The 20682-nt window shown below is 73.1% G+C and carries 14 protein-coding genes; 6 read left to right on the top strand and 8 right to left on the bottom strand.

The window, feature by feature from the left end; translation table 11 throughout:
- Nucleotide 1: 1 nt before the first annotated feature.
- Nucleotides 2-1495: an LCP family protein gene (locus OG624_RS16935; RefSeq protein ID WP_244290851.1), complete on the bottom strand. Its 1494-nt coding sequence runs from the start codon at nucleotides 1493-1495 to the stop codon at nucleotides 2-4.
- Between the two features lie 176 nt (nucleotides 1496-1671).
- Between OG624_RS16935 and OG624_RS16930 the strand changes: the two genes are divergently transcribed.
- A complete protein-coding gene (locus OG624_RS16930) occupies nucleotides 1672-2697 on the top strand; it encodes a glycosyltransferase family 2 protein (RefSeq protein ID WP_033222766.1) in 1026 nt (341 codons plus the stop codon).
- 73 nt (nucleotides 2698-2770) lie between these two features.
- On the opposite strand, the gene OG624_RS16925 is transcribed toward OG624_RS16930, so the two are convergent.
- The 4 genes from OG624_RS16925 to OG624_RS16910 all read right to left on the bottom strand — a co-directional run bounded on the left by OG624_RS16925 (nucleotide 2771) and on the right by OG624_RS16910 (nucleotide 8684).
- Nucleotides 2771-4486 carry an LCP family protein gene (locus tag OG624_RS16925; RefSeq protein WP_244290852.1) on the bottom strand — a complete coding sequence of 572 codons (1716 nt, stop codon included), beginning with the start codon at nucleotides 4484-4486 and terminating at the stop codon, nucleotides 2771-2773.
- 59 nt (nucleotides 4487-4545) lie between these two features.
- Nucleotides 4546-6276 (bottom strand): LCP family protein, encoded by a 1731-nt coding sequence (locus OG624_RS16920; RefSeq protein WP_033222770.1) that lies wholly within the window; start codon nucleotides 6274-6276, stop codon nucleotides 4546-4548.
- Nucleotides 6277-6497: 221 nt separating this feature from the next.
- Nucleotides 6498-7721, bottom strand: a complete 1224-nt coding sequence (locus OG624_RS16915; protein ID WP_033222772.1) for an LCP family protein — start codon at nucleotides 7719-7721, stop codon at nucleotides 6498-6500.
- A 213-nt stretch (nucleotides 7722-7934) separates the two neighbouring features.
- The gene (locus tag OG624_RS16910; RefSeq protein WP_033222774.1) at nucleotides 7935-8684 is read right to left on the bottom strand and encodes a TIGR03089 family protein; all 750 of its coding nucleotides are present in this window, start codon (nucleotides 8682-8684) and stop codon (nucleotides 7935-7937) included.
- Between the two features lie 139 nt (nucleotides 8685-8823).
- Here OG624_RS16910 and OG624_RS16905 point away from each other — a divergent pair, with 139 nt between their 5' ends.
- Nucleotides 8824-10212 (top strand): peptidoglycan recognition protein family protein, encoded by a 1389-nt coding sequence (locus OG624_RS16905; protein WP_033222837.1) that lies wholly within the window; start codon nucleotides 8824-8826, stop codon nucleotides 10210-10212.
- 55 nt (nucleotides 10213-10267) lie between these two features.
- Nucleotides 10268-11269 (top strand): DNA-3-methyladenine glycosylase family protein, encoded by a 1002-nt coding sequence (locus OG624_RS16900; protein ID WP_033222776.1) that lies wholly within the window; start codon nucleotides 10268-10270, stop codon nucleotides 11267-11269.
- 104 nt (nucleotides 11270-11373) lie between these two features.
- Here OG624_RS16900 and OG624_RS16895 read toward each other — a convergent pair whose 3' ends face one another.
- The 3 genes from OG624_RS16895 to OG624_RS16885 all read right to left on the bottom strand — a co-directional run bounded on the left by OG624_RS16895 (nucleotide 11374) and on the right by OG624_RS16885 (nucleotide 14260).
- Nucleotides 11374-12672 carry a coenzyme F420-0:L-glutamate ligase gene (locus tag OG624_RS16895; protein ID WP_033222778.1) on the bottom strand — a complete coding sequence of 433 codons (1299 nt, stop codon included), beginning with the start codon at nucleotides 12670-12672 and terminating at the stop codon, nucleotides 11374-11376.
- The gene (gene cofD / locus OG624_RS16890) at nucleotides 12669-13628 is read right to left on the bottom strand and encodes a 2-phospho-L-lactate transferase (protein ID WP_033222780.1); all 960 of its coding nucleotides are present in this window, start codon (nucleotides 13626-13628) and stop codon (nucleotides 12669-12671) included. The genes OG624_RS16895 and cofD overlap by 4 nt, the downstream gene beginning before the upstream one ends.
- Before the next feature lie 71 nt (nucleotides 13629-13699).
- A complete protein-coding gene (locus OG624_RS16885) occupies nucleotides 13700-14260 on the bottom strand; it encodes a cysteine dioxygenase (RefSeq protein ID WP_161296068.1) in 561 nt (186 codons plus the stop codon).
- 628 nt (nucleotides 14261-14888) lie between these two features.
- On the opposite strand from OG624_RS16885, the gene OG624_RS16880 reads away from it, so the two are divergent.
- The 3 genes from OG624_RS16880 (at nucleotide 14889) to OG624_RS16870 (ending at nucleotide 20525) form a co-directional block, all read left to right on the top strand.
- Nucleotides 14889-15152, top strand: coding sequence for a WhiB family transcriptional regulator (locus OG624_RS16880; RefSeq protein WP_003983763.1), 264 nt, complete (start codon nucleotides 14889-14891; stop codon nucleotides 15150-15152).
- Between the two features lie 262 nt (nucleotides 15153-15414).
- The gene (locus OG624_RS16875) at nucleotides 15415-19044 is read left to right on the top strand and encodes a glycosyltransferase family 2 protein (protein WP_371639554.1); all 3630 of its coding nucleotides are present in this window, start codon (nucleotides 15415-15417) and stop codon (nucleotides 19042-19044) included.
- The gene (locus OG624_RS16870; RefSeq protein ID WP_371592907.1) at nucleotides 19041-20525 is read left to right on the top strand and encodes a DUF5719 family protein; all 1485 of its coding nucleotides are present in this window, start codon (nucleotides 19041-19043) and stop codon (nucleotides 20523-20525) included. Before OG624_RS16875 ends, OG624_RS16870 begins: the two co-directional genes overlap by 4 nt.
- Nucleotides 20526-20682 lie beyond the last annotated feature (157 nt).

Raw genomic sequence — 20682 nt, 5'->3', positions numbered from 1 at the left:
GCTACTTCCCGCAGACCACCTCGTCGCCGGTGACCACCCCGAAGGTGCCCTGGTACGGGTCCTCGGCCCGCACCGGCACCACCTTGCGGTAGTCCGCCCCCGCGACCACCACGACCGTCCGGCCCTGGCCCGCCACCGCCCGCAGCTCGCTGCCCGGCAGCGCGGTCGCCACCGAGCGGGCGGAGCGGTCCCAGCGGGGGTCGTAGGTGATCACCGTGCGCTTGACCTCGCGGCTCGCGCCGTTGCCCGGGGCCCGGGTGGTGTCGAAGCCGGTGGCCCGCAGCGCGGAGTCCACCCGTCCGCCCAGCCCGTCGATCCGGGTGCCGTTCTCCACCTGGACCCGGACCTGGCGCGGGGGCACGTCCACGGGCACCGCCGCGGGCGGGCCGCCCTCCGTCTTCCCGGGCCGCGCCGGGGCCAGCGGCCGGTCCTGGCGCAGCGCCTCGAACAGCTTGGCCGCCTTCGGCTCGTCCCACTTCACGGTGGACCCGATGCCCTTCACGGGGAAGGACGGGCTGCCGATGGGCACCGAGGCGAATTCCGAGGAGGACGGGGTGAAGTCCCGCATCGCCTGCCCGAGGGCCAGCATCTGCTCCGAGCCGAAGTCCTTGTCGGCCCGGACGGAGCCGAGGAGGGTGGAGCTGACCTCCTTGAACTTCACCGGGTTCAGCAGCACCCCGCCCCCGGTCGCCTGTTTGATCAGGGCGGCGACGAACCGTTGCTGGCGCTGCATCCGGCCGAGGTCGGAGGCCCCGTCGACATGGCGCGAACGCACGTACTGCAGGGCCTGGCCACCGCTGAGGCGGTGGCTGCCGGGCAGCAGGTCGAGGCCGGTGTTGCGGTCGCGCATGGTCTTCGCCGTGCAGATCTCCACGCCGCCCATCGCGTCGACCGTCTTCATGAAGCTGGTGAAGTCGACCTCCAGGTAGTGGTCGATCTTCACCCGGGTCATGTTCTCCACGGTCCGCACGGTCAGGTTGGGCCCGCCCTCCGCGTACGCCGCGTTCAGCCGCACGGGATGGGCCTTGTGGGCCTTGCCCGAGACGAGGTCCCGATGGGCGGGCACCTCGGCGTAGCTGTCGCGGGGCAGGCTGATCACACTGGCGCGTTCCTTGTCCGCCGACAGGTGCACGAGCATGATCGTGTCCGTGCAGTGGCAGGGCGCGCCGCCCAACCGGTACTCGCGCTTCTCCTCCGGGGTGACCTTCTCCCGCCCGTCCGTGCCCACCAGCAGGAAGTTGAGGCCGTGTCCGGCCTGCGGGCGGTTCTTCATGTCCTTGAACGGGTCCACCCGCTCGATCCCGGTGTCCAGGCCGGTCATCACGGCGTGCCCGATGGCCCCGGAGCCGAGCACCGCCACCGACAGGCCGGCCGCGAGTCGGACCCCCCACCGGGGCCGACCGTCCCGGCGCCGGGCGGGACCGCCTCCGCCGCGTCGGGCGCGCTGCGGTCGGGGCGGCCCGTCAGGACGGGCGGGACGGTGCGGCTGGGGCACGGGGGACACCTCCGCGGGGGGCAGCAGGGAGACCGGCCGGGGCACTGGCCGGATCAGCTGATTCGGCAGAACAGTAGGCCCATACGATCAGCAGCTGTCCTTACCGATCGCTCGGCGCGCACCCGGTTCCCCCGTACGCGGTAACGTGACACCGATACCCGACCTTGAAGGACCACATGCCCGCCCAGCAGCCCGCAGTCTCGGTGATCATGCCGGTGCTCGACGAGGAGCACTACCTCCGCGATTCCGTCCGCCACATCCTGGAACAGGAGTACGCGGGCGAGATGGAGGTGGTGATCGCACTCGGGCCGTCCACGGACCGCACCGACGAGATCGCCGCCGAACTCGTCGCCGAGGATCCCCGAGTCCACACCGTCCCGAATCCCACCGGCCGGACCCCGGCGGCCCTCAACGCCGCCATCAAGGCCTCCCGCCACCCGATCGTGGTGCGCGTCGACGGCCACGGCATGTTGTCGCCGAACTACATCGCCACCGCCGTCCGCCTCCTGGAGGAGACCGGCGCCCAGAACGTCGGCGGCATCATGCACGCCCAGGGCGAGAACGCCTGGGAAGAGGCCGTGGCCGCGGCGATGACCTCGAAGATCGGTGTCGGCAACGCTCCGTTCCACACCGGAGGCCAGGCGGGACCGGCCGAGACCGTCTATCTCGGCGTCTTCCGCCGTGAGGCGCTGGAACAGCAGGGTGGCTACAACGAGGAGTTCATCCGCGCCCAGGACTGGGAGCTGAACTTCCGCATCCGCGACGCCGGTGGTCTGATCTGGTTCTCGCCGGAGCTGCTGGTCCAGTACCGCCCGCGCCGCTCCGTCAAGGCGCTGGCCAAGCAGTACAAGGACTACGGACGCTGGCGGCACGTGGTGGCCCGCTACCACTCGGGCTCCATCAACCTGCGCTACCTGGCCCCGCCGACCCTCGTCTGCGCGCTCGCCGCGAGCGTGGTCGTCGGCGTGACCGTGTCCCCCCTGGGCTTCGTCCTCCCGGCCGGTTATCTCGCGGCGATCACCGCGGGCTCCGTACCGGCGGGCAAGGGGCTCGGGCTCAAGGCCCGGGCGCAGATCCCCGTCGCCCTGGCGACCATGCACCTCAGCTGGGGCTTCGGCTTCCTGACCAGCCCGCGGGCGCTGGCGGACAAGGTCATCGCGAGTCGCCGACCGGCCGTGCGGCAGGACCCCTCGCAGGTCTGAGACGTACGAAGGGGCCCGGCCCGGAGGCTGCGGATCGTCGCAGTCGCCGGGCCGGGCCCCTTTCGTGTGCGCGCTACCAGGTGAAGCCCGGCTGGATCGGCATGCAGGCGCCCTCGTTGTCGCCGTTGAGGGCGTGGGCCGAGGTCGGGGCCACGGTCGGGGCGGGCGGCGGCGGGGTCGGCGCGTTGCCGGTCCGCCAGTCCTTGCCGACGTACAGGGTGATCCCGGAGACCTCCTCGGACTTCTGCACCGCGGTGGCGGGCAGGCCCAGGGCGGTGGCCACGACGCCCGCGTCGGCCGCCTGCGCGTCCGTGGCGTAGCGGACCACCGTGGTGTCCTCGGCGCCGGTCTGGTTGTCGGCGGCGGCCTTGGTGAAGCCCTTGCCGGTCAGCAGCACGGCCACCTCGTTCGCCCGGTTCTTGACCCGGGTCCCGGCGCCGTCCTTGCCGCTCGTGGCGTTGCGGACGGAGACCGCGATCTTCGCGGGAGCCGAGGCCGGCGCCGTGGTCGCGGCGGTGCTCGGGGTACCGGGAGCCGTGCTCGGGGTGCCCGGGGTCGCGGAGGTGCCCGGTGAGGGGGACGCGCCGCCCTCCGGGGTCGCGTTGCCCTTGCCGTCGAGCGCTATGTCCTCGCGGACCATCCGGAAGACGGCCTCGGCCTCGTTCGCCATGGGCTCGACCCGACCGTCCAGGCCGGGCTTGGTGCTGTAGACCCAGGGCATGGTGGTCATGGTGATCCGGCCCGGGGGCACCTTCTTGAGCTCCATGCTCAGGTCGTACAGCTTGTCGATCTTGTTCAGGCCGGTGTCCACGACCATGGCGTCGATGGCCGCCTGCGCCAGGCTGTTGAGCTTCACCGGGTTGGTGAGCTTGGCGTTCTTGCGGAACTCGCGGGCCATCGACGTCATGTACTGGTGCTGCGCGTGGGTGCGGCCGATGTCGGTGCCGTCCTCGAAGCCGTAGCGGGTGCGCAGCCACTGCAGGGCCTGCTCGCCCTGGATGACGCTCGTGCCCTTCGGCAGCTTCAGGCCGGAGCCCTTGCCGTCCCGGGTACGGGAGTGGACGTTCTCCTCGACGCAGACCGGGACGCCGCCGATGGCGTCGGCCATCGAGACCACGCCCTTGAAGTCGATCATCATGAAGTGATCGATGGGGATCTTGGTCAGTTCCTGCCAGGCGGCGACCGTGCAGCCCGGACCGCCGCGCTGCAGGGACTCGTTGGTCTGGACGAGGCCCTTGCTGGCGGGGTGCACCTTGCCGCCCGGCTCGGTGCACTTGGGCATCGTCAGCATCGTGTCGCGCGGCATCGAGACCACCGACATGTTGCTGCGGTCGGCGGACAGGTGCAGCAGCATCTGCACGTCCGCCAGCGGCGGGCCGTCGAAGGTGTCGGTGGCCCCGCCGAGGGCCTGGTTCGCGGCGTCGTCGCGCGCGTCGGAGCCGATCAGCAGGATGTTGAGAGGGGTCTGCCCGAAGGCGTTGGGCTTGGAACCGCCCAGTTTGGTCTCGCCGAGGTTCAGCGCGTCCGTGTGGATGCTGCCGTTCAGGTGCTGGTAGTACAGGTACCCGGCGCCCGCCGTCCCGAGTATCAGCAGGGACAGCACGGAAGCCGTCCAGCGCAGCACGCGCCGTCTGCCCTGTCTGCGGGGACGGCCGCCGTCCGAACGGCGAGCCGTTCCGGAGCCGCCCCGCTGTGGGGGCACCGTGCCGGAAGCGTCCGCCTCGCCGCCGGATATCTCCTCGCCGGCCTGGGCGGTCGCCCCCTCCCCTCGCACGCTGCTGTGCCTCACACGTCCCCCTCGAGATCCTTCATGGTCGACAGAGTGCCGGAATCACCGGCCGAGTCCTGTTACTTGGCGCAGATCGCCTTGTCGGCCTGCGCCTGCTGCACGTCCTGGGGCAGCTGCTGGGGCGCCGCGGCCGTCAGCGGGGAGCCCGGCTGCTGGAAGTCCGGACCCAGCGTCAGCTTCATCGGCGTCTTCGCCGAGGCGTCGGCCGTCCCCACCTTCAGCGCGGTCGCGGGCAGGCCCATCATGTCCGCCAGCGCCCGGGCCTGGTCGGCCTGGTTGGGGGCGTACTCCAGCTGCGTGGCGTCGACCTTGGAGGGTGCGTTGCCGTCGTTGCTGGACTTGGACACGCCCTTGCTGTTCTGCAGCCAGTTCAGCGTGGTGGAGGCGGAGCCCTTGGGGCCGCCGCCGTTGTAGACGCTCACCCGTACGTCCGCCGCGGCCGCGCGGTTGCCCTGGAGCAGGGCGTCCTGCTTGGCCTTCGCGTCCGCGTCGGCCGCCTCCTTGGCGGCCTGTTCCTTCTTCTCGACCTCCGTGAGCGAGACGTCCCCCCGGATCATCTGCAGCAGCGGATCGGCCAGGGACTTCTCGACGACGACGGTCGCCTTCTTGCCTTCCGGTTCGGCCGGATTGTCCTTCACGGGCAGGGTGGTGAAGGTGATGTTCTTCGTGTCGATGCCCTTCAACTCACCCGCCAGATCGGTGAGTTTGCCGATGGACCCGATCCCCGAGTCCACGCCCAGCGACTTGGTGGCGGCTTCCGCGAGGGAGAGGAACTTCTTGGGGCTGGTCAGCGTCTCCTTCGACTTCATCTCGCGCATCATCGAACCCAGGAACTGCTGCTGGATCCTGATCCGGTCGAGGTCGCTGTTGTTGCCGAAGCCGTGCCGGGTCCGGACGAAGGCGAGGGCCTGCTCGCCCTCCAACCGGTGTTCGCCGGCATCCAACTTGAGGTGGGAACCCTCTTCGTCGTTGACGGCCTTGTCCAGGCACACCGGTACTCCGCCGACCGCCGTGCTCAGCGTCTTGACGGCGTTGAAGTCGGCCATCATGAAGTGGTCGACCTCGATGCCGGTGAGTTCCTTGACCGTTCGCATCGTGCAGCCCGCGTCCCGGCCCTCCTGGCCCAGGCTGGTGTTGAAGCGGGTGTTCTTGGTCGGCGCGATCGTCTTCGTCGATCCGTCCGGCTGTTTCGTGGGGCAGGCCGGGATGTTGGTGATCAGGTCGCGGGGGATGGAGAGCGCGGTCGCGTTCGTCCGGTCCTTCGAGACGTGGAACAGGATCGTGGTGTCGGCGTGGCCGACGCTGTCCTTGTCCCCGTAGTTCTCGTTGCCCGCGCCGGTGCGCTTGTCCGTTCCGATCACCAGGATGTTGATCGGCTGGTCCTTCTTGAAACCGCCGGTGCCGGCGCCCGCCACGTCGGTGACGCTGAGGTTGCCGTTCAGGTGGTCGTAGTAGAGGTAACCGGCCACGCCGCCGCCGACCAGCAGGAACGCCACCACACCTCCGGTGATGGCCAGCGCCTTCTTACGGCCGCCACCGCCGAGCTTGCGGGAGCGCCCGCCGCGCCGGCCGCCCGGAGGCGGGTCGCCGCGGCGCGGCCGCGGTACCCCGGGGGTGGGCTTGGTCGGCGTCGAGGGGGCAGACGGCGATCTGCGGGGTGCTGTGACCTTGGGCCGCGCTTGCGCGGCGGAGTCGGCCAGTCGCAGTTCGTAGTTGCCGGTGCGGGGATTGAGTACCCACTGGTCTGCGGGGTCGATTTCGTCCGCCCGCCCACGGCTTTGCGCATCCACGGTTGCTCGAATCCTCCGTCGGTGCCTCGCGACGCGCCTCCCCCAGGCGCACGGTCAACGATCCGGCTGCTGGTGCCCGCCTCTGGTCCGGCCGGGCACCGGATCGCTCACCCTATCCGCCCTGTTCGGCGGCAAACCATGCTGGTGACAAATTCCACTCCCCTTATAACGGGGCGAACCGCCCATCCCACTCGGTTCGGTCACCGGCTTTTGGGATTGCTTTACCGGCAGTCGGCGTTGCCCGCAGTCGTTCCCGTGAAAGTAGGGACGGGTACCTGAGGTGTGATGGTTCCCTCGTTCGTGGAGTCCGTGTCCGAACCGGCCTCCGTGTCCGCCTCGGCGGCCTCCGCCGCGGCCCCCGTCGGGGTGGGCTTCGGCGGGGCGACCGTGACCGGCTTGTCCATCCGCAGCTGCTGGAACAGCCGCTCCGCGTCCGGCTCGACCAGCTCGTCCCGGTTCGGGTCGGGCGCGTAGGGCTTGCGGGGCACCGTCAGGAACTTGACCTGATGGGTCGGGATGTCCCGCATGCCCCGCACGAGTTCGTACAGGCCGCGCAGCGAGGCCAGTCCCGGGTCCGTGGTCACCGAGGAGGTCGCCGCGTCCAGCAGCGGATACAGCCGGGTCGGATTGAGCAGCACCCCGTTGCTCTGCACCTTCTTGACGAGCGATCCGAGGAACTGCTGCTGCCGGTCCATCCGTTCGGTGTCACTGCCGTTGCCCAGGCTGTGGCGGGCACGGACGTAGCCCAGCGCCTGCTCGCCCCGGAGGGTCTGGCGGCCGGCGGCGAGCCGCAGCTTGGCCTCGGAGTCGTTCACCGGCTCCTTGAGGCAGACCTCCACCCCGCCGATGGCGTCGACCATCTTCTTGAACCCGCCGAAGTCGATCACCATGTGGTGGTCGACCCGGATCCCGGTGAGCTTCTCCACCGTACGGATCGTGCAGGCGGCCCCGCCCCACTGGAACGCCCAGTTGAACTGGGAGAACCGGGCGGCGGTGCGGCTCCCGTCCGGCTGCAGGCAGGAGGGGATGTCCGTCATCAGGTCCCGGGGTATCGACACCGCGGTCGCGCTCCGGCGGTCCTGCGGCAGGTGCAGCAGGATCGTGGTGTCCGAGCGCTGGGTGCCCCCGTCCTGCCCGTACCGGGCGTTGTCCTTGCCGGAGCGCGAGTCCGAGCCGATCAGCAGGATGTTCTGGGCCCCGGTGGCCAGGTGCGCCGGGCGCTCGCGCTCGTAGCGCCTCAGCTCGGCCGCGGCCGAGGTGTCCTCGGTGATGTTCCCGTCGAGCTTGTTGTAGAGCCACCAGCCGGTGGCCGTGCCCGCCAGGACCACGAAGGCCGTCCCGAGCCCGATCCGGCGCAGCACGCGGCGCCGACGCCCGCGGTTGCGCGGGGTCCGCCCCGAACCCCCGGCCGCGGTGCCGCCCGGTATGCCTGCGCTGTCCGTCACTGGCGTCCGTCCCCTCGCCGCTACGACTGTGGGCCGTCAGCCGTACGGGTGAGCACGGCCACTGCCGATGCTGCCCCGGGGACGCCGGAGCAGCCCGGGGGCGGGGCCTTGTCTAGGGCCATGCGGGTGACAGATCGCCCGTACCCGACCTTCACCAGTGTGGCGGACAGGCCTCCGGACGGCGATCAGAGGTGACCGGGCGGCGGGCGCCGATCAGACGGTGTGGGTGACGCGCTCGCTCTCGCTGCGCCGGTCCAGCCCGTCCGCCGGGAGTCGGTCCAGGTTCCGGCACAGCACCACGGACCCGCCCGAGGCCAGCGCGGCGTACAGCCCGGCCGAGAGGCCCTCCCAGGTGTCGTAGCCGAGCCCGGTGAGCACGCGCGAGTCCTCGCCGAGGCCGAGCTTCGCCGCGTCCTCGCGGGCGCGGGCCACCAGCTCGACCTGCGTGAGCTCCGCGCCGTCCACGACCAGCGCCGGGCCCTCGGGATCCACCGGTACGAAGGGCGCGAAGCGGTCGCCCTGCCCCGGCACCTCCACCGCGTAGTCGGCGAACCCGGCCGGCGGCTGCGGGAACCGTCCGCCCAGTGGCCGCAGCGCGAGCGCCACCCGCTCGCCGCCGCACGCCAGGGCCGGCTCCAGGGTGTCCGGCCCGCTGACGACGAGATCCGCACCGGCCGGGTCCTCGCCGATCTCCGCGACGACCCCGACGGACGCGCAGGCGAGCAGCCACACCGCGCTCTGCCAGTGCGCCGGGAGCATCAGCGCGAGCCGGTCCCCGGGCTCGGCCCCCAGGTCGCCCTGGAGCAGATTGGCGGTCTTGGCCACCCAATTGGCGAAGGTCGCGACGGACAATTCGACGCGCTCGCCGGTGGCATCGTCGTAGAAGGTGACGAGCGGGCGGCCCGGATCGGCGGCGAGCGCGGATCGCAGCAGGTCGGCAGGGGTGCGGTCAGTGGCGTTCACCCGGCACAGCGTACGCGGGCCCGTCCCTCGTACGGGGGCGGCCGGCTCCTCCGTACGGGGGAGGGGTACGCGCGGCGCGTCGGACGGAGCGTCAGTTCTCGGATGGCGAGCGGCCGTCCGCGTGCTCACCATCCTTTTCATGCGTGGATTCCTTGCTTCCTCGATCGGCGTCGCGACGGCCGCCGTACTGGCCCTGCCCCTCGCGCTCCCCACTCCCGCCCTGGCCGAGACCGCCCCCGTAACCCCCGCCGGGTCCACCCAATCGCTGCCGCTCGTCCCGCTGGGACCCTCGGCGACGCGGACGCCCGGAGTCCCCGGAATGAGTGCCTCCGCCGGCCGCTCCGAGACGCAGGGCCTCACCGCCCGCGAGGTCAAGACGTTCTCGCTGGTCGGCGTGGTCTGGGACGACGCGACCACCGAACTGCACGGCCGGGTCCAGGTGCGGACCCGCTCCACCCGGACCGCCACCTGGTCGCACTGGCAGGACGTCGACACCCACAACGGCGAGCACGCCGCCGACCTCGACGCGGCGGAACGCGGCACGCGACAGATCCGCGGCGCCACCGCCCCGCTGTGGGTGGGCGAGTCCGACGCCGTGGAGGTCCGCGTCCAGGCCGAATCCGGCGCTCCCACCACCCGAGCCCCCTCCCGGCTGCCCACGGGCATGCGCATCGAACTCGTCGACCCCGGCGCGGACACCCCCGCCACCGGGTCCGACGGCAAGAACTCCGGCTCGGACGGCGACGGCAAGGGCGAGGTGGCGGTCCCCGCCATGTCGATGGGGACGGCCGAATCCTCCGCGGCGAACGTCCCGCACGCCTCGCTCGGCGCGAACGAGATCACCGCACTCGACAAGGCCGACTCCACCGCCGACGCCGTCTTCGCGAGCGACGGCGAACTGACCGCGGCCGCCGCCCCGTACATCGGCCCGCGCCCGCGGATCGTGACCCGCAAGGGCTGGGGCGCGGACGAGGGCCTGCGCGAGTCGGGCTTCGTCTACACCAGCACGGTCAAGGCGGCGTTCGTCCACCACAGCGCCTCCGGCAACAACTACGCCTGCAAGGACGCCCCGGCGGTCCTGCGCAGCCTGTACCGCTACCACGTGGTCAGCAACGGCTGGCGGGACTTCGGCTACAACTTCGCCGTCGACAAGTGCGGCACGGTCTACGAGGGCCGCGCGGGCGGCGTCTCCAAGGCGGTCCTCGGCGCGCACACCATGGGCTTCAACACCAACAGCATGGGCGTCGCGGTGCTCGGCACCTTCACCTCCACGGCCCCGCCGGCGGCGGTGGTCGACTCGGTCGCCCGGCTCACGGCCTGGAAGCTCGGCCTCTTCGGCCGGGACCCGCGCGCGAAGACCACCCTGACCTCGGGCGGGGGCAACCTCTTCCCCAAGGGCAAGAACGTGTCGATGAACGTCATCTCCGGCCACCGGGACGGCTTCGCCACCCAATGCCCGGGCACGAAGCTCTACGGCAAGCTCCCCACCACCCGCACGACCTCGGCCAAGCTCCAGGGCCGGCCCTAGGGCGTCCGGGGCGGAGCCCCGGGGGTGGCGCCCGCCGCGGCGCTACGCTCGGGGCATGGCCGGCCGCTTCGATCCCCTCACCCGCGCCGCCGTCCGCGGCGGCCGGACCGACGTACCCGCCGGCCGCGCCGCCCCGGGTGCCGCCGCCGGGGCCAAGGAACGCCGCTGGGCCCCCGACGGCCCCGTCGACCTCGGGCTCGTCCTCGGCCCGCTGCGCCGCGGCCCCGGCGACCCCACCTTCCGCACCACCCCCGACGGCTCCGTCTGGCGTACCGGCCGCAGCCCCGCGGGCCTCGCCGCCACCCTGCGCGTCTTCGGGACCGGCCCGGAGGTCACCGCCGAGGCCTGGGGCCCCGGCGCCGACTGGTTCCTCGAACAGCTGCCGGCGCTCCTCGGCGCGGGCGACGACCCCACCGCCTTCGTGCCCCGCCACCGCCTCGTGCACGCCAGCCACCGCCGCCGGCCCGGCCTGCGCCTCACCCGTACCGGCCTCGTCCTCGAATCGCTGATCCCCACGATCCTGGAACAGAAGGTCACCGCCGACGAGGCCTACCGCGCCTGGCGTCGCCTCGTCCGGCAGTACGGCGAGCCCGCGCCGGGCCCCGGCCCCGAGCTGTACGTCCTGCCCGAGGCCCGCACCTGGGCCATGATCCCGTCCTGGGACTGGCACAAGGCCGGGGTGGACGCCAAGCGCTCCGCCACCGTCGTGCGGGCGGCCCGCGTGGCGAACCGCCTGGAGGAGGCGGCCGCGATGGATCTGCCCGAGGCCGCACGCAGGCTGGAGGCCGTCCCCGGCATCGGCCCGTGGACCTCCGCCGAAACCCTCCAGCGCAGCAACGGCGACCCCGACGCGATCACCACCGGCGACCTCCACCTGCCCGGCATCATCGGCTACGCCCTCGCGGGCGACCGCGACGCCGACGACGCCGCCATGCTGGAGCTGCTCGCCCCGTACGCGGGCCAGCGCCACCGCGCGGCCCGCCTCGTCCTCCTCGCGGGCCGCACCCCGCCCCGCCGCGCACCCCGCATGCCCCGAAGCGACATCGGCCGCTTCTAGGGGGTGTCCTGCCGATCAGGTGCCTCCGGCCCCGGCCCCGGCGGAGCAGGGCGCGTCCGGCAGGGCCGGGGCGGCCCGCCGGTCGCACGGGCCCGCCGCAGGCGTCACCGCACTTCGATGAAGTCCGCCGCCGAGCGTCCCGGCCGGTCCGGCGGGGTCGCCGCCGGGTGGCCGACCGCCACCGTTCCCATCGGGTCCCAGTCCTGCGGCAGCTCCAGCACCTCGCGCACCACGTCCCGACAGAACATCGTCGAGGAGACCCACGCCGAGCCCAGCCGCTCCCCGGCCAGCGCGACCAGCAGGTTCTGCACGCCGGCGCCCATCGCGACGACGAACATCTCCCGCTCCGCCGTGTCCCGCCGGGCGTGCCCGTAGTGGTGCGCGCCGTCCGTCACCAGACACGGCACCACCAGGTACGGGGCGGCCCGCAGCACGTCCCCGCGCCGGACCCGCTTCGCGACGGACTCCTCGGACTTGCCGTCCGCGCGCAGGTCCGCGATCCACGCGTCCCGCATCGCGTCCAGCAGCCGTACCCGGGAGGCCTCGGACTCCAGCAGGACGAACCGCCACGGCGTCGTGTGGTGCGGGGCCGGGGCCGTCACGGCCGCCGCCACCGCCCGCCGTACCGCGCCCGGGTCCACCGGCTCGGACGTGAAGGCCCGTACGGTGCGGCGCTGCGTCACGGCTTCCCGTACCGCCTCCGAGGTCCCCAGCCGGAACATGTCGTCGGCGGGGGAGCGCACCAGGTCCCGGGCCGAGGAACCCTCGCCCATGACGTGGGCCAGCCCGCGTACGACGGCCACCGGCAGCCCGGCCGCCTTGCCCTTGACCAGGTCACCGGCGGCGGCCAGCTCGTCGGCCGTGGCCACCACGGTCGCGCTCAGCGGGTTGCCGTGCGCGTCCGTGCCGCCGCGCAGGTCGTCCAGGACCCGCACCCCGGCCGAGCCGATCGCCACGTCCGTCAGGCCGGTGCGCCACGGCCGCCCGAAGGTGTCCGTCACGACCACGCCCACGTCCACCGACAGGGTGTCGCGCACGCCCGCGCGGATCGCGGCGGCCGAGCCGTCCGGGTCCTCGGGCAGCAGCAGCACCGTGCCGGGGGCGGTGTTGGAGGCGTCCACGCCGGCGGCGGCCATCACCAGGCCCTGCCGGTTCTCGACGATCCGCAGCGGACCCCGGCGCGCGACCACCCGTACGGTCTCGGCGTCGATCGCGGCCTCGCGCGACTCGGCGTGCACGATCCGACCCTCGGCCTTGGAGACGATCTTCGAGGTGACGAGCAGGACGTCCCCGTCCCGCAGGTCGGGGGCGGCCGTCGTGATCAGCTTCGCCAGGTCGTCGCCCGGCCTGACCTCCGGGATCCCGTCGAGCGCCCGCACCTCGTACGCGGGCACCCGCGTCACCGGGAGGCCTCCGCCAGCTCCAGCGCGGCGCGGGCCATCTCCGCGGTGGCCTCCACGTCGGTCATCATCAGGGGTACGGCGCGGCAGGTGATCCCGGCGGCCTCGACGTCGGCGACGGCGTCCGCGTCGGAGGTGTCCACGAGCCAGCCGTCCAGCAGCCCGGTCCCGTAGTGCAGGGCGACCGCGGCGGCGGTGGACTCGACGCCCACCGCGGCGAGCACCTTGTCGGCCATCCCGCGCACGGGTGCGCCCCCGACGATGGGGGAGAGGCCGATGACGGGCGCCCCGGCGGAGGCCACGGCGTCCCGGATGCCGGGGACGGCGAGGATCGTGCCGATCGAGACCACGGGGTTGGACGGCGGGAAGAGGATCACGTCGGCGGCGGCGATGGCTTCCAGCACACCGGGCGCGGGCTTGGCCTGCTCGGCACCCACGGGTACGACGGCCTCGGCGTCCACCGAGGCGCGCAGCCGGACCCAGTACTCCTGGAAGTGGATGACGCGCCGCTCGCCGGTGCCGGCCTCGGTGATCGCGACATGGGTCTCGACCCGGTCGTCGGACATGGGCAGCAGCCGGACGCCGGGCTGCCAGCGGTCGCAGAGGGCCTCGGTGACGGCGCTCAGCGGGTAGCCCGCGCCGAGCATCTGCGTACGCACGATGTGGGTGGCGAAGTCGCGGTCGCCGAGGCCGAACCAGGTGGGTCCGACCCCGTACGCCGCGAGTTCCTCCTTGACGGTGAAGGACTCGTCGGAGCGACCCCAGCCCTGGTCCTCGTTGATGCCACCGCCGAGGGTGTACATCACCGTGTCCAGGTCGGGGCAGACCTTGAGCCCGAAGAGGTGAATGTCGTCACCGGTGTTGCCGATGACCGTGATGTCCGCGTCGGGCACCGCCGACTTGAGTCCGGACAGGAACCGGGCGCCGCCTATACCGCCGGCCAGAACAACAATGCGCATGCGGACAGTCTGTCAGCCGCACCGTCGTCGGGGGATGGAGGTCAGGCCGATCGAGGTCAGGTCGATCGAGGTCAGGCCGGTACGGACGCGGTTTCGGCCGGGGAGCAGCTGTGCATCGGCATCTCGGTCAGGCCGGGGAAGTAGACGTGCAGGCTGACCGCGCCGTCGAGGGTGTCGTTGACGACCTCGTGGGCGCGGCCGGGGGCCAGGACGCGCTGGGTGCCGGGGCGGTGGGTGGTGCGGCCGCGGGAGGTGTGCTCGGTGAGCTCGCCCTGCAGGACGGTCATGACGCCGGAGGAGGCGCCGTGGTCGTGCGGGCCGCTGCCCTGGCCGGGGACCCAGCTGAGCAGCCAGACCTCGTATCCGGGGCCGGTGCGCAGCCGGTGGTACCAGCGGGTGGTGGCGTCGTACTCGACGAGGTGCTCCCAGGAGGCGCGGTCCTCGGCGATGGAGCGGGCGAGCCCGGCGAACTCGGCGACGGTGGCCGGGTGTTCCCGGGCGGGCTGGAGCAGGTGCTGGACGGCGAGGATGTCGCCGGCGATCTGGAGGTCGCTCTCGACCGTGGCGGGCGCGACGGACGCGGCGGCGGAGGTGGCGGGAGCGGTGGGGGTGGCGCTGTGCGTGCTGTTCATCGTGGGGGTACCTCGACGGATGTCAGTCGTGCTGGCGGTTGCTGCGGGGGCGGGCCGGAGCTCTGAGGAGCCGGGGCTCCGCGGGCATCAACAGCTGCAACAGCAACAGCGAACCTGGGCAGCGCACAGGAACCCACGAATGGGGGTCCGGGTGGTGGCTGCGGGCGCTGACATGCGAACAAGGAGAACGGCTGGGGGGCCGGACTGTCAACCCAATGTCCGGTTTGGGGTAAAAGTTTCACCTCATCCGGTTACCGTGCCCGGAGAAAGGTTTGTGCAGTGTGCGGCAGGGGATGTGGCGCTGTGTCGGCGCTCAAACCAGATCCCGACTTCCGTGACCTGAATGTGATCTGCGCCGCTTCTCCGGCCGGACCGCAACCCCGCCCGGAGGTGGCACGTGGAATACGGGTAAAGGCGGCAACCTGTGGTGCCGGTGGCATGTGTCACGATTTTTGGCGATATGAACACTTTCTGCATAGGCTTGGTTCCGCAGAGTGAATAAGGGGCCCAATAGCAGATCTCGGCTTGACTGCCCCGGAGCCACGCACTTGTAATTTCACTCGTGTCGTTACGTAGCAATCAGTGACGACATCGTCACGGGGACGCACAGACAGAGCGAGGGGCGCACATGACCGAGCTGTTTCAGGAACTGCTGGTCGAGGAGGCGGACGAAGAGCTCGGGTGGCAGGAGCGCGCTCTGTGCGCCCAGACCGACCCCGAGTCCTTCTTTCCCGAGAAGGGCGGCTCCACCCGCGAGGCCAAGAAGGTCTGCCTCGCCTGCGAAGTCCGCTCCGAATGCCTTGAGTACGCCCTCGCCAACGACGAGCGATTCGGCATCTGGGGCGGTCTGTCCGAGCGGGAACGCCGCCGCCTGAAAAAGGCAGCGGTCTGAAACGGCCGGCGCACCACCGACCGGGCACCTACCGCACATCGCACGACATATCGAACGCACCACGGCACGCACCGCAGAACCGGCAGCACGGGACGACGAGCACCACACACGGCACGGCACACAGCACGGCACACGGTCCGCCTCCTGCACCTTCCCCGCAGGAGGCGGACCGCTGTCGTGGCAGCCGTTAGGGTGGGGCGCTGTCCAGCAGCCTCCGAGGGCACACCACCCCCGGACCCCCGGCCGGAGGGCCCGTACCGCGATGTCCCTGCACAGCCAGTCGACGGCCTCCTACCAGGCCCCCGCCACACCCGAGTTCCCCCGGCACGTCGTCACCGCGGTCCTCGTCGCCCATGACGGCGCCCGCTGGCTGCCCCGGACACTCGCCGGCCTCCTCGGCCAGGAACGCCCCGCGCAGAACCACGTCGCCGCCGACACCGGTAGCGCCGACGAATCCGCGCGGCTGCTCACCGAGGCCCTCGGCGACGACCACGTCCTGCACCTCGCCCGCCGCACCGGCTTCGGCACCGCGGTCGACGAATCCGCCCGCAGCGCGGGCACCCTGTCCCCCGAGGACCTCCCGTACCTCAAGCGCCCCAGCGGTTGGGACCCCGTCAGCCGCACCTGGCGCGACGACACGTACGACCTACCCGACCTCCCCCACGGCGAACCCGTCCAGTGGCTCTGGCTCCTGCACGACGACAGCGCCCCCGAACCCGACGCCCTCACCGAACTGCTCCGCGTCGCCGACGAGAACCCCGACGCCGCGATCATCGGCCCCAAGCTCCGCGGCTGGTACGACAAGAAGCAGCTCCTCGAAGCCGGCGTCACCATCGCCCGCAGCGGCCGCCGCTGGACCGGCCTCGACCGCCGCGAACAGGACCAGGGCCAGCACGACCAGGTCCGCCCCGTCCTGTCCGTCTCCACCGCCGGCATGCTGGTCCGCCGCGACGTCTACGACGAACTCGGCGGCTTCGACCGGCGCCTGCCCCTGATGCGCGACGACGTCGACCTGTGCTGGCGCGCCCAGAGCGCCGGCCACACCGTCCTCGTCGCCCCCGACGCCGTCCTGCGGCACGCCGAGGCAGCCGCCCGCGAACGCCGCACCGTCGACTGCGCCGGCCGCACCACCGCCGGCCCGCACCGCGTCGACAAGGCCGGCGCCGTCTACACGATCCTCGCCAACAGCTCCGGCCGCGCCCTGCCCTACGTCCTGCTGCGCGTCCTGCTCGGCACCGTGCTGCGCACCCTCGCCTACCTCATCGGCAAGGCCCCCGGCCAGGCCGTCGACGAGCTCACCGGCCTCCTCGCCACCCTGCTCCGCCCCGGCCGGCTCCTCGCCGCCCGCAAGGCCCGCCGCCGCCCCGCCGTCCCCGCCGCCGACCTGCGCCCGCTCTTCCCCCCGCCGGGAGCCTCCCTGCGGGCCAACGCGGAACAGCTCGCCGGCTACTTCGGCGGCGACCGCGACACCGCGACCGCCCCCGCGGGCCGGCACGGCGGGGGCAGCGTCCTCGACGCCCCCGGCGAGGACGGCGACTACCTCGTGGAGACCGAGCGCTTCGCCCGCCTCAAGCGGCTCGCCCGCAACCCCGCGCCCCTCCTCCTCGCCCTCCTGGCCCTCGTCTCCCTCGCCGCCTGCCGCGCCCTGATCGGCGGCGGCTCCCTCATGGGCGGCGCCCTGCTGCCCGCCCCCGGCAGCGGCTCCGACCTCTGGAGCGCCTACACCGACGGCTGGCACGCCGTCGGCACCGGCTCCACCGCCTCGGCACCGCCCTACCTCGCCGTCCTCGGCACCCTCGCCACCCTGCTGTTCGGATCCACCCAGGCCGCCCTGACCCTGCTGCTCGTCGGATCCGTCCCGCTCGCCGGCCTCACCGCCTACTTCGCCTCCCGGCCGCTCGTCGAATCCCGACTGCTGCGCGCCTGGGCGGCCATCGCCTACGCCTTCCTCCCCGCCGTGACCGGCGCCCTCGCCGGCGGCCGCCTCGGCACCGCCGTCCTCGCCGTCGTGCTCCCGCTCCTCGCCCGCGCCGCCGTCGCCGCCTTCGACCTCGCCGACGGCACGGAAGCCGCCGACCGACGGGGCGGCCGCCGCGCGGTGTGGACGTACATCCTGCTCCTCACCCTCACCACCGCCTTCACCCCCGTCGTATGGCCGCTCGCCGCCGTCCTCGGGATCGGCGCGCTGGTCCTGCGCCGGGCGCACTGGAAGGCGTACGGCCTGCGCCTGCTCGCCACCCTCGCCGTCCCGCTCCTCGTCCTCGCCCCCTGGTCACTGGGCCTGCTCACGCACCCCGGCCGCCTCCTGCACGAGGCCGGCCTGCCCTACGGGGCCGGCTCCGCCGACGCCGTCGGCCTGCTCGCCATCAGCCCCGGCGGCCCCGGCACCGGCCCCGGAGCGGTGCTCATCGGCATCGTCCTCGCCGCCCTGGCCGCCCTGCTGCGCAGCGACCGCGCCTTCGCCGTCCGCACCGCCTGGGCCGCAGCCCTGGCCGGACTGCTCCTGGCCGTCGTCCTCAACCGCACCGCCTGGGCCGGACCCGCCACCCTCGTCTACGGGCTCGCCCTCCTCGCGGCCGCCGCGCTCGGCGCCGACGGGGCCAGGGAACGCGTCGCCGCCCGCAGCTTCGGCTGGCGCCAACCGCTGGCCGCCCTCATCGCCCTGGCCGCCGCCGTGGGACCGCTGATCGCCGCCGCCACCTGGCTGGTCGCCGGGGCCGACGGCCCGCTGCAGCGCCGCGACCCCGTACAGGTCCCGGCCTTCGTCGCGGACGCGGGCGGCGACGACAACCAGACCCGCACCCTGATCCTCGACCTGGACCCGCCCGCCACCGTCTCCTACAGCCTCGTCCGCGGCTCCGGCGGCCGCATCGGCGACGCGGAGGTCACCGCCCGCACCGGCGGCGACGCCCGCCTCGACAAGGTCGTCTCCAACCTCGTCGCCGGCTCCGGCGCCGACCAGTCCAGCCAGCTCAGCGCCTTCGCCATCCGCTTCGTGATGTTCCGCCCCGGCGGGCCCGAGGAGATCCGCCGCGTCCTCGACGCCACCCCCGGCCTCAGCCGTCGCCACCAGCAGGACGGCACCGCCCTGTGGGGCGTCGAACCCTGGCTGCCGCGCGCCGTCATCCTCTCCGGCAAGCAGGGCGAGGCCCCGATCCCCGTCGCCGCCGGACCCGTCGAGGCCCACAGCAAGATCCCCGCCGGTGACGCGGGCCGCGTCCTGCGCATCGCCGACCGGGCCGACGAAGGCTGGCAGGCCACCCTCGACGGCAAGGCCCTCAAGCCCAAGACCGTCGACGGCTGGGCCCAGGGCTTCGAACTGCCCGCCGAGGGCGGCCGCCTCGACCTCGTCCACGAGGACTCCCTGCTGCGGACCGCCTGGTACTGGACCCAGGGCCTGCTCGCCGTGGTCCTGCTGGTGATGGCCCTGCCCGGCCGCCGCGCCGAGCTCGACGACGACCTGCCCGAGGAGGAGGCCGCGCTCCCGTCCCGGCCCGTCCCGGGCGACGCCGGCGAGGGCCGCCGCGCCCGCCGGCTGCGCGCCGAGGCCGAGCCGGCCCCCGTACCGGTGGAGACCGCCGAGGTCGCCGACCCGTACGCGCAGATCCCGGCCCAGCCCGTGTACGGCGACGACGGCTACGCGTACCAGGCCTACGGCGACCAGGGCGGCTACGCGTACGAGCCGCAGCAGCAGGTCCCCTACGACCAGTACCCGCAGTACGACCAGCAGGGCGGACAGCAGGGCGGGCAGGCCGGCCAGGCCTACGAGGACCCGTACCCGCAGCAGCCGCAGCACCAGCCGGTCCAGGACCCGGACCAGCAGCAGTACCCCTACCCGTACGAGCCCTACCCGCCGTACGACCAGCGCCCGGACGGGAGCCCCCAGCAGTGAAGCAGCGCGCACCCCTCACGCTGGCGGCGGTGACCGCGGCCCTGGCCGCCCTCACCGGCGTCGCCGCCCTCACCGCACCCGCCGCCGACGGCAAGGCGGCCGACGCCAAGGCCGCCACCGCGGCCCGGATGCCGGTGGAGCGGTCCCTGCTGGTGTGCCCCGGGCCCAGCTCCTCGGACATCGCCGAGACCACGTACACGGCCTTCACCCCCGGCGCCCCCGCCGGCGAGGGCAAGGGCTCGGCCCGACTGCTCGGCGCGACCAAGGACGCCAAGCCGGTGCTGGAACCCAAGGAGGCGGGCAAGCCCGTCGGAGCCACCGCCAGCGGCGCCGACGCGCCCGCCCTCACCGGCAGCGCCGACGGCGCCCTCGCACCCGGCTGGACCGCACAGCTGACCACCAAGGTCTCGGTCGGCCGCAGCCGCGGCGTGCTCGGCGTCGGCTGCACCGCCCCCGGCACCGACTTCTGGTTCCCCGCCGTCAGCACGGCCAAGGGGCGCGAGGACTACATCCACCTCACCAACCCCGACGACGCCGCCGCCATCGTCGACATCAAGATCTTCGGCCCGGACGGTCCCGCCAAGCCCGACGCCGGCACCAGCGAGAGCATCCGCGTCGACCCCAAGTCCACCAAGACCGTCCTGCTGTCCACCCTCGTCCCGGGCGCCCAGCTCGCGGACGCCACCGCCCACGTGACCACCCGCGCGGGCCGCGTCGGCGCCTCGGTGCAGGTCGGCGAGGAGGGAGTGGGCGCCGACTGGCTGCCGGCCTCCGCCGACCCGGCGGGCTCACTCGTCCTGCCAGGCATCCCGGCGGACGCCACCTCCGTACGGCTGGTCGTCTTCGTACCGGGCGAGGAGGACGCCGACCTGAAGGTGCGCCTGGCCGCACCGGGCGGCTCCATCAGCCCCGCGGGCAACGAGCAGCTGCACGTCAAGGCCGGTATGACGGCGGCCGTCGACCTCAAGGACCTGACCCGCGGCGAACCCGGCTCGCTGCTGCTGACGCCCTCCGACCCCAAGAAGTCCGCCCCGGTCGTCGCGGCGGTACGGGTGGTCCGCGGCAGCGGCGCCAAGCAGGAGATCGGCTTCGTCCCCGCCACCGGGCCGGTCGGCGTACGGGCGACCGTGGCCGACAACCGGCCCGAGGAGAACACCACCCTGCTGGCGCTGACCGCGCCGGGCGCCGACGCGAAGGTCAAGGTGACCGCCTCGCCGGGCACCGGCGGCGGCGAGCCGGCCTCCCAGGAGGTCACGGTCAAGGCGGGCACCACCCAGACCGTGTCCCTGGCCCCGGCGGGCGGAAAGGGCTCCTACGCCCTCACCGTCGAGACCGTCTCGGGCGGCCCGGTCCACGCGGCCCGCACCCTGTCCCTCCCGCACGAGGGCATCGCGATGTTCACCGTCCAAGCCCTCTCGGACGACCACTCCACGGTCTCGGTCCCCAAGGCCGCCCAGGACCTCTCCGTCCTGACCCGCTGACAGGACGGCGGCGCCCCGGCACGCGCGAGGTGGGCCGGGGCACCGCCCGGGCCCGGCTGGGGCCTGTCTTTCGGATCATGCCGGGCCCGCGGCGCCTGGCACCGCACCTCGCCGCGTTCTCGTCGGTCGTCGATGCTCCGCATCGACTCCCTCCTCG

This window comes from Streptomyces virginiae (assembly GCF_041432505.1).
Lineage (GTDB): Bacteria > Actinomycetota > Actinomycetes > Streptomycetales > Streptomycetaceae > Streptomyces > Streptomyces virginiae_A.
This window is presented reverse-complemented; position numbering and strand designations above follow the sequence as displayed.

What these genes read in the sequence shown, in the direction of transcription:
- OG624_RS16885 (WP_161296068.1), bottom strand. Translation starts at nt 14,260, where the DNA reads ATGAACAGCACGCACAGCGCCACCCCCACCGCTCCCGCCACCTCCGCC.
- OG624_RS16880 (WP_003983763.1), top strand. Translation starts at nt 14,889, where the DNA reads ATGACCGAGCTGTTTCAGGAACTGCTGGTCGAGGAGGCGGACGAAGAG.
- OG624_RS16875 (WP_371639554.1), top strand. Translation starts at nt 15,415, where the DNA reads ATGTCCCTGCACAGCCAGTCGACGGCCTCCTACCAGGCCCCCGCCACA.
- OG624_RS16900 (WP_033222776.1), top strand. Translation starts at nt 10,268, where the DNA reads ATGGCCGGCCGCTTCGATCCCCTCACCCGCGCCGCCGTCCGCGGCGGC.
- cofD (WP_033222780.1), bottom strand. Translation starts at nt 13,628, where the DNA reads ATGCGCATTGTTGTTCTGGCCGGCGGTATAGGCGGCGCCCGGTTCCTG.
- OG624_RS16905 (WP_033222837.1), top strand. Translation starts at nt 8,824, where the DNA reads ATGCGTGGATTCCTTGCTTCCTCGATCGGCGTCGCGACGGCCGCCGTA.
- OG624_RS16930 (WP_033222766.1), top strand. Translation starts at nt 1,672, where the DNA reads ATGCCCGCCCAGCAGCCCGCAGTCTCGGTGATCATGCCGGTGCTCGAC.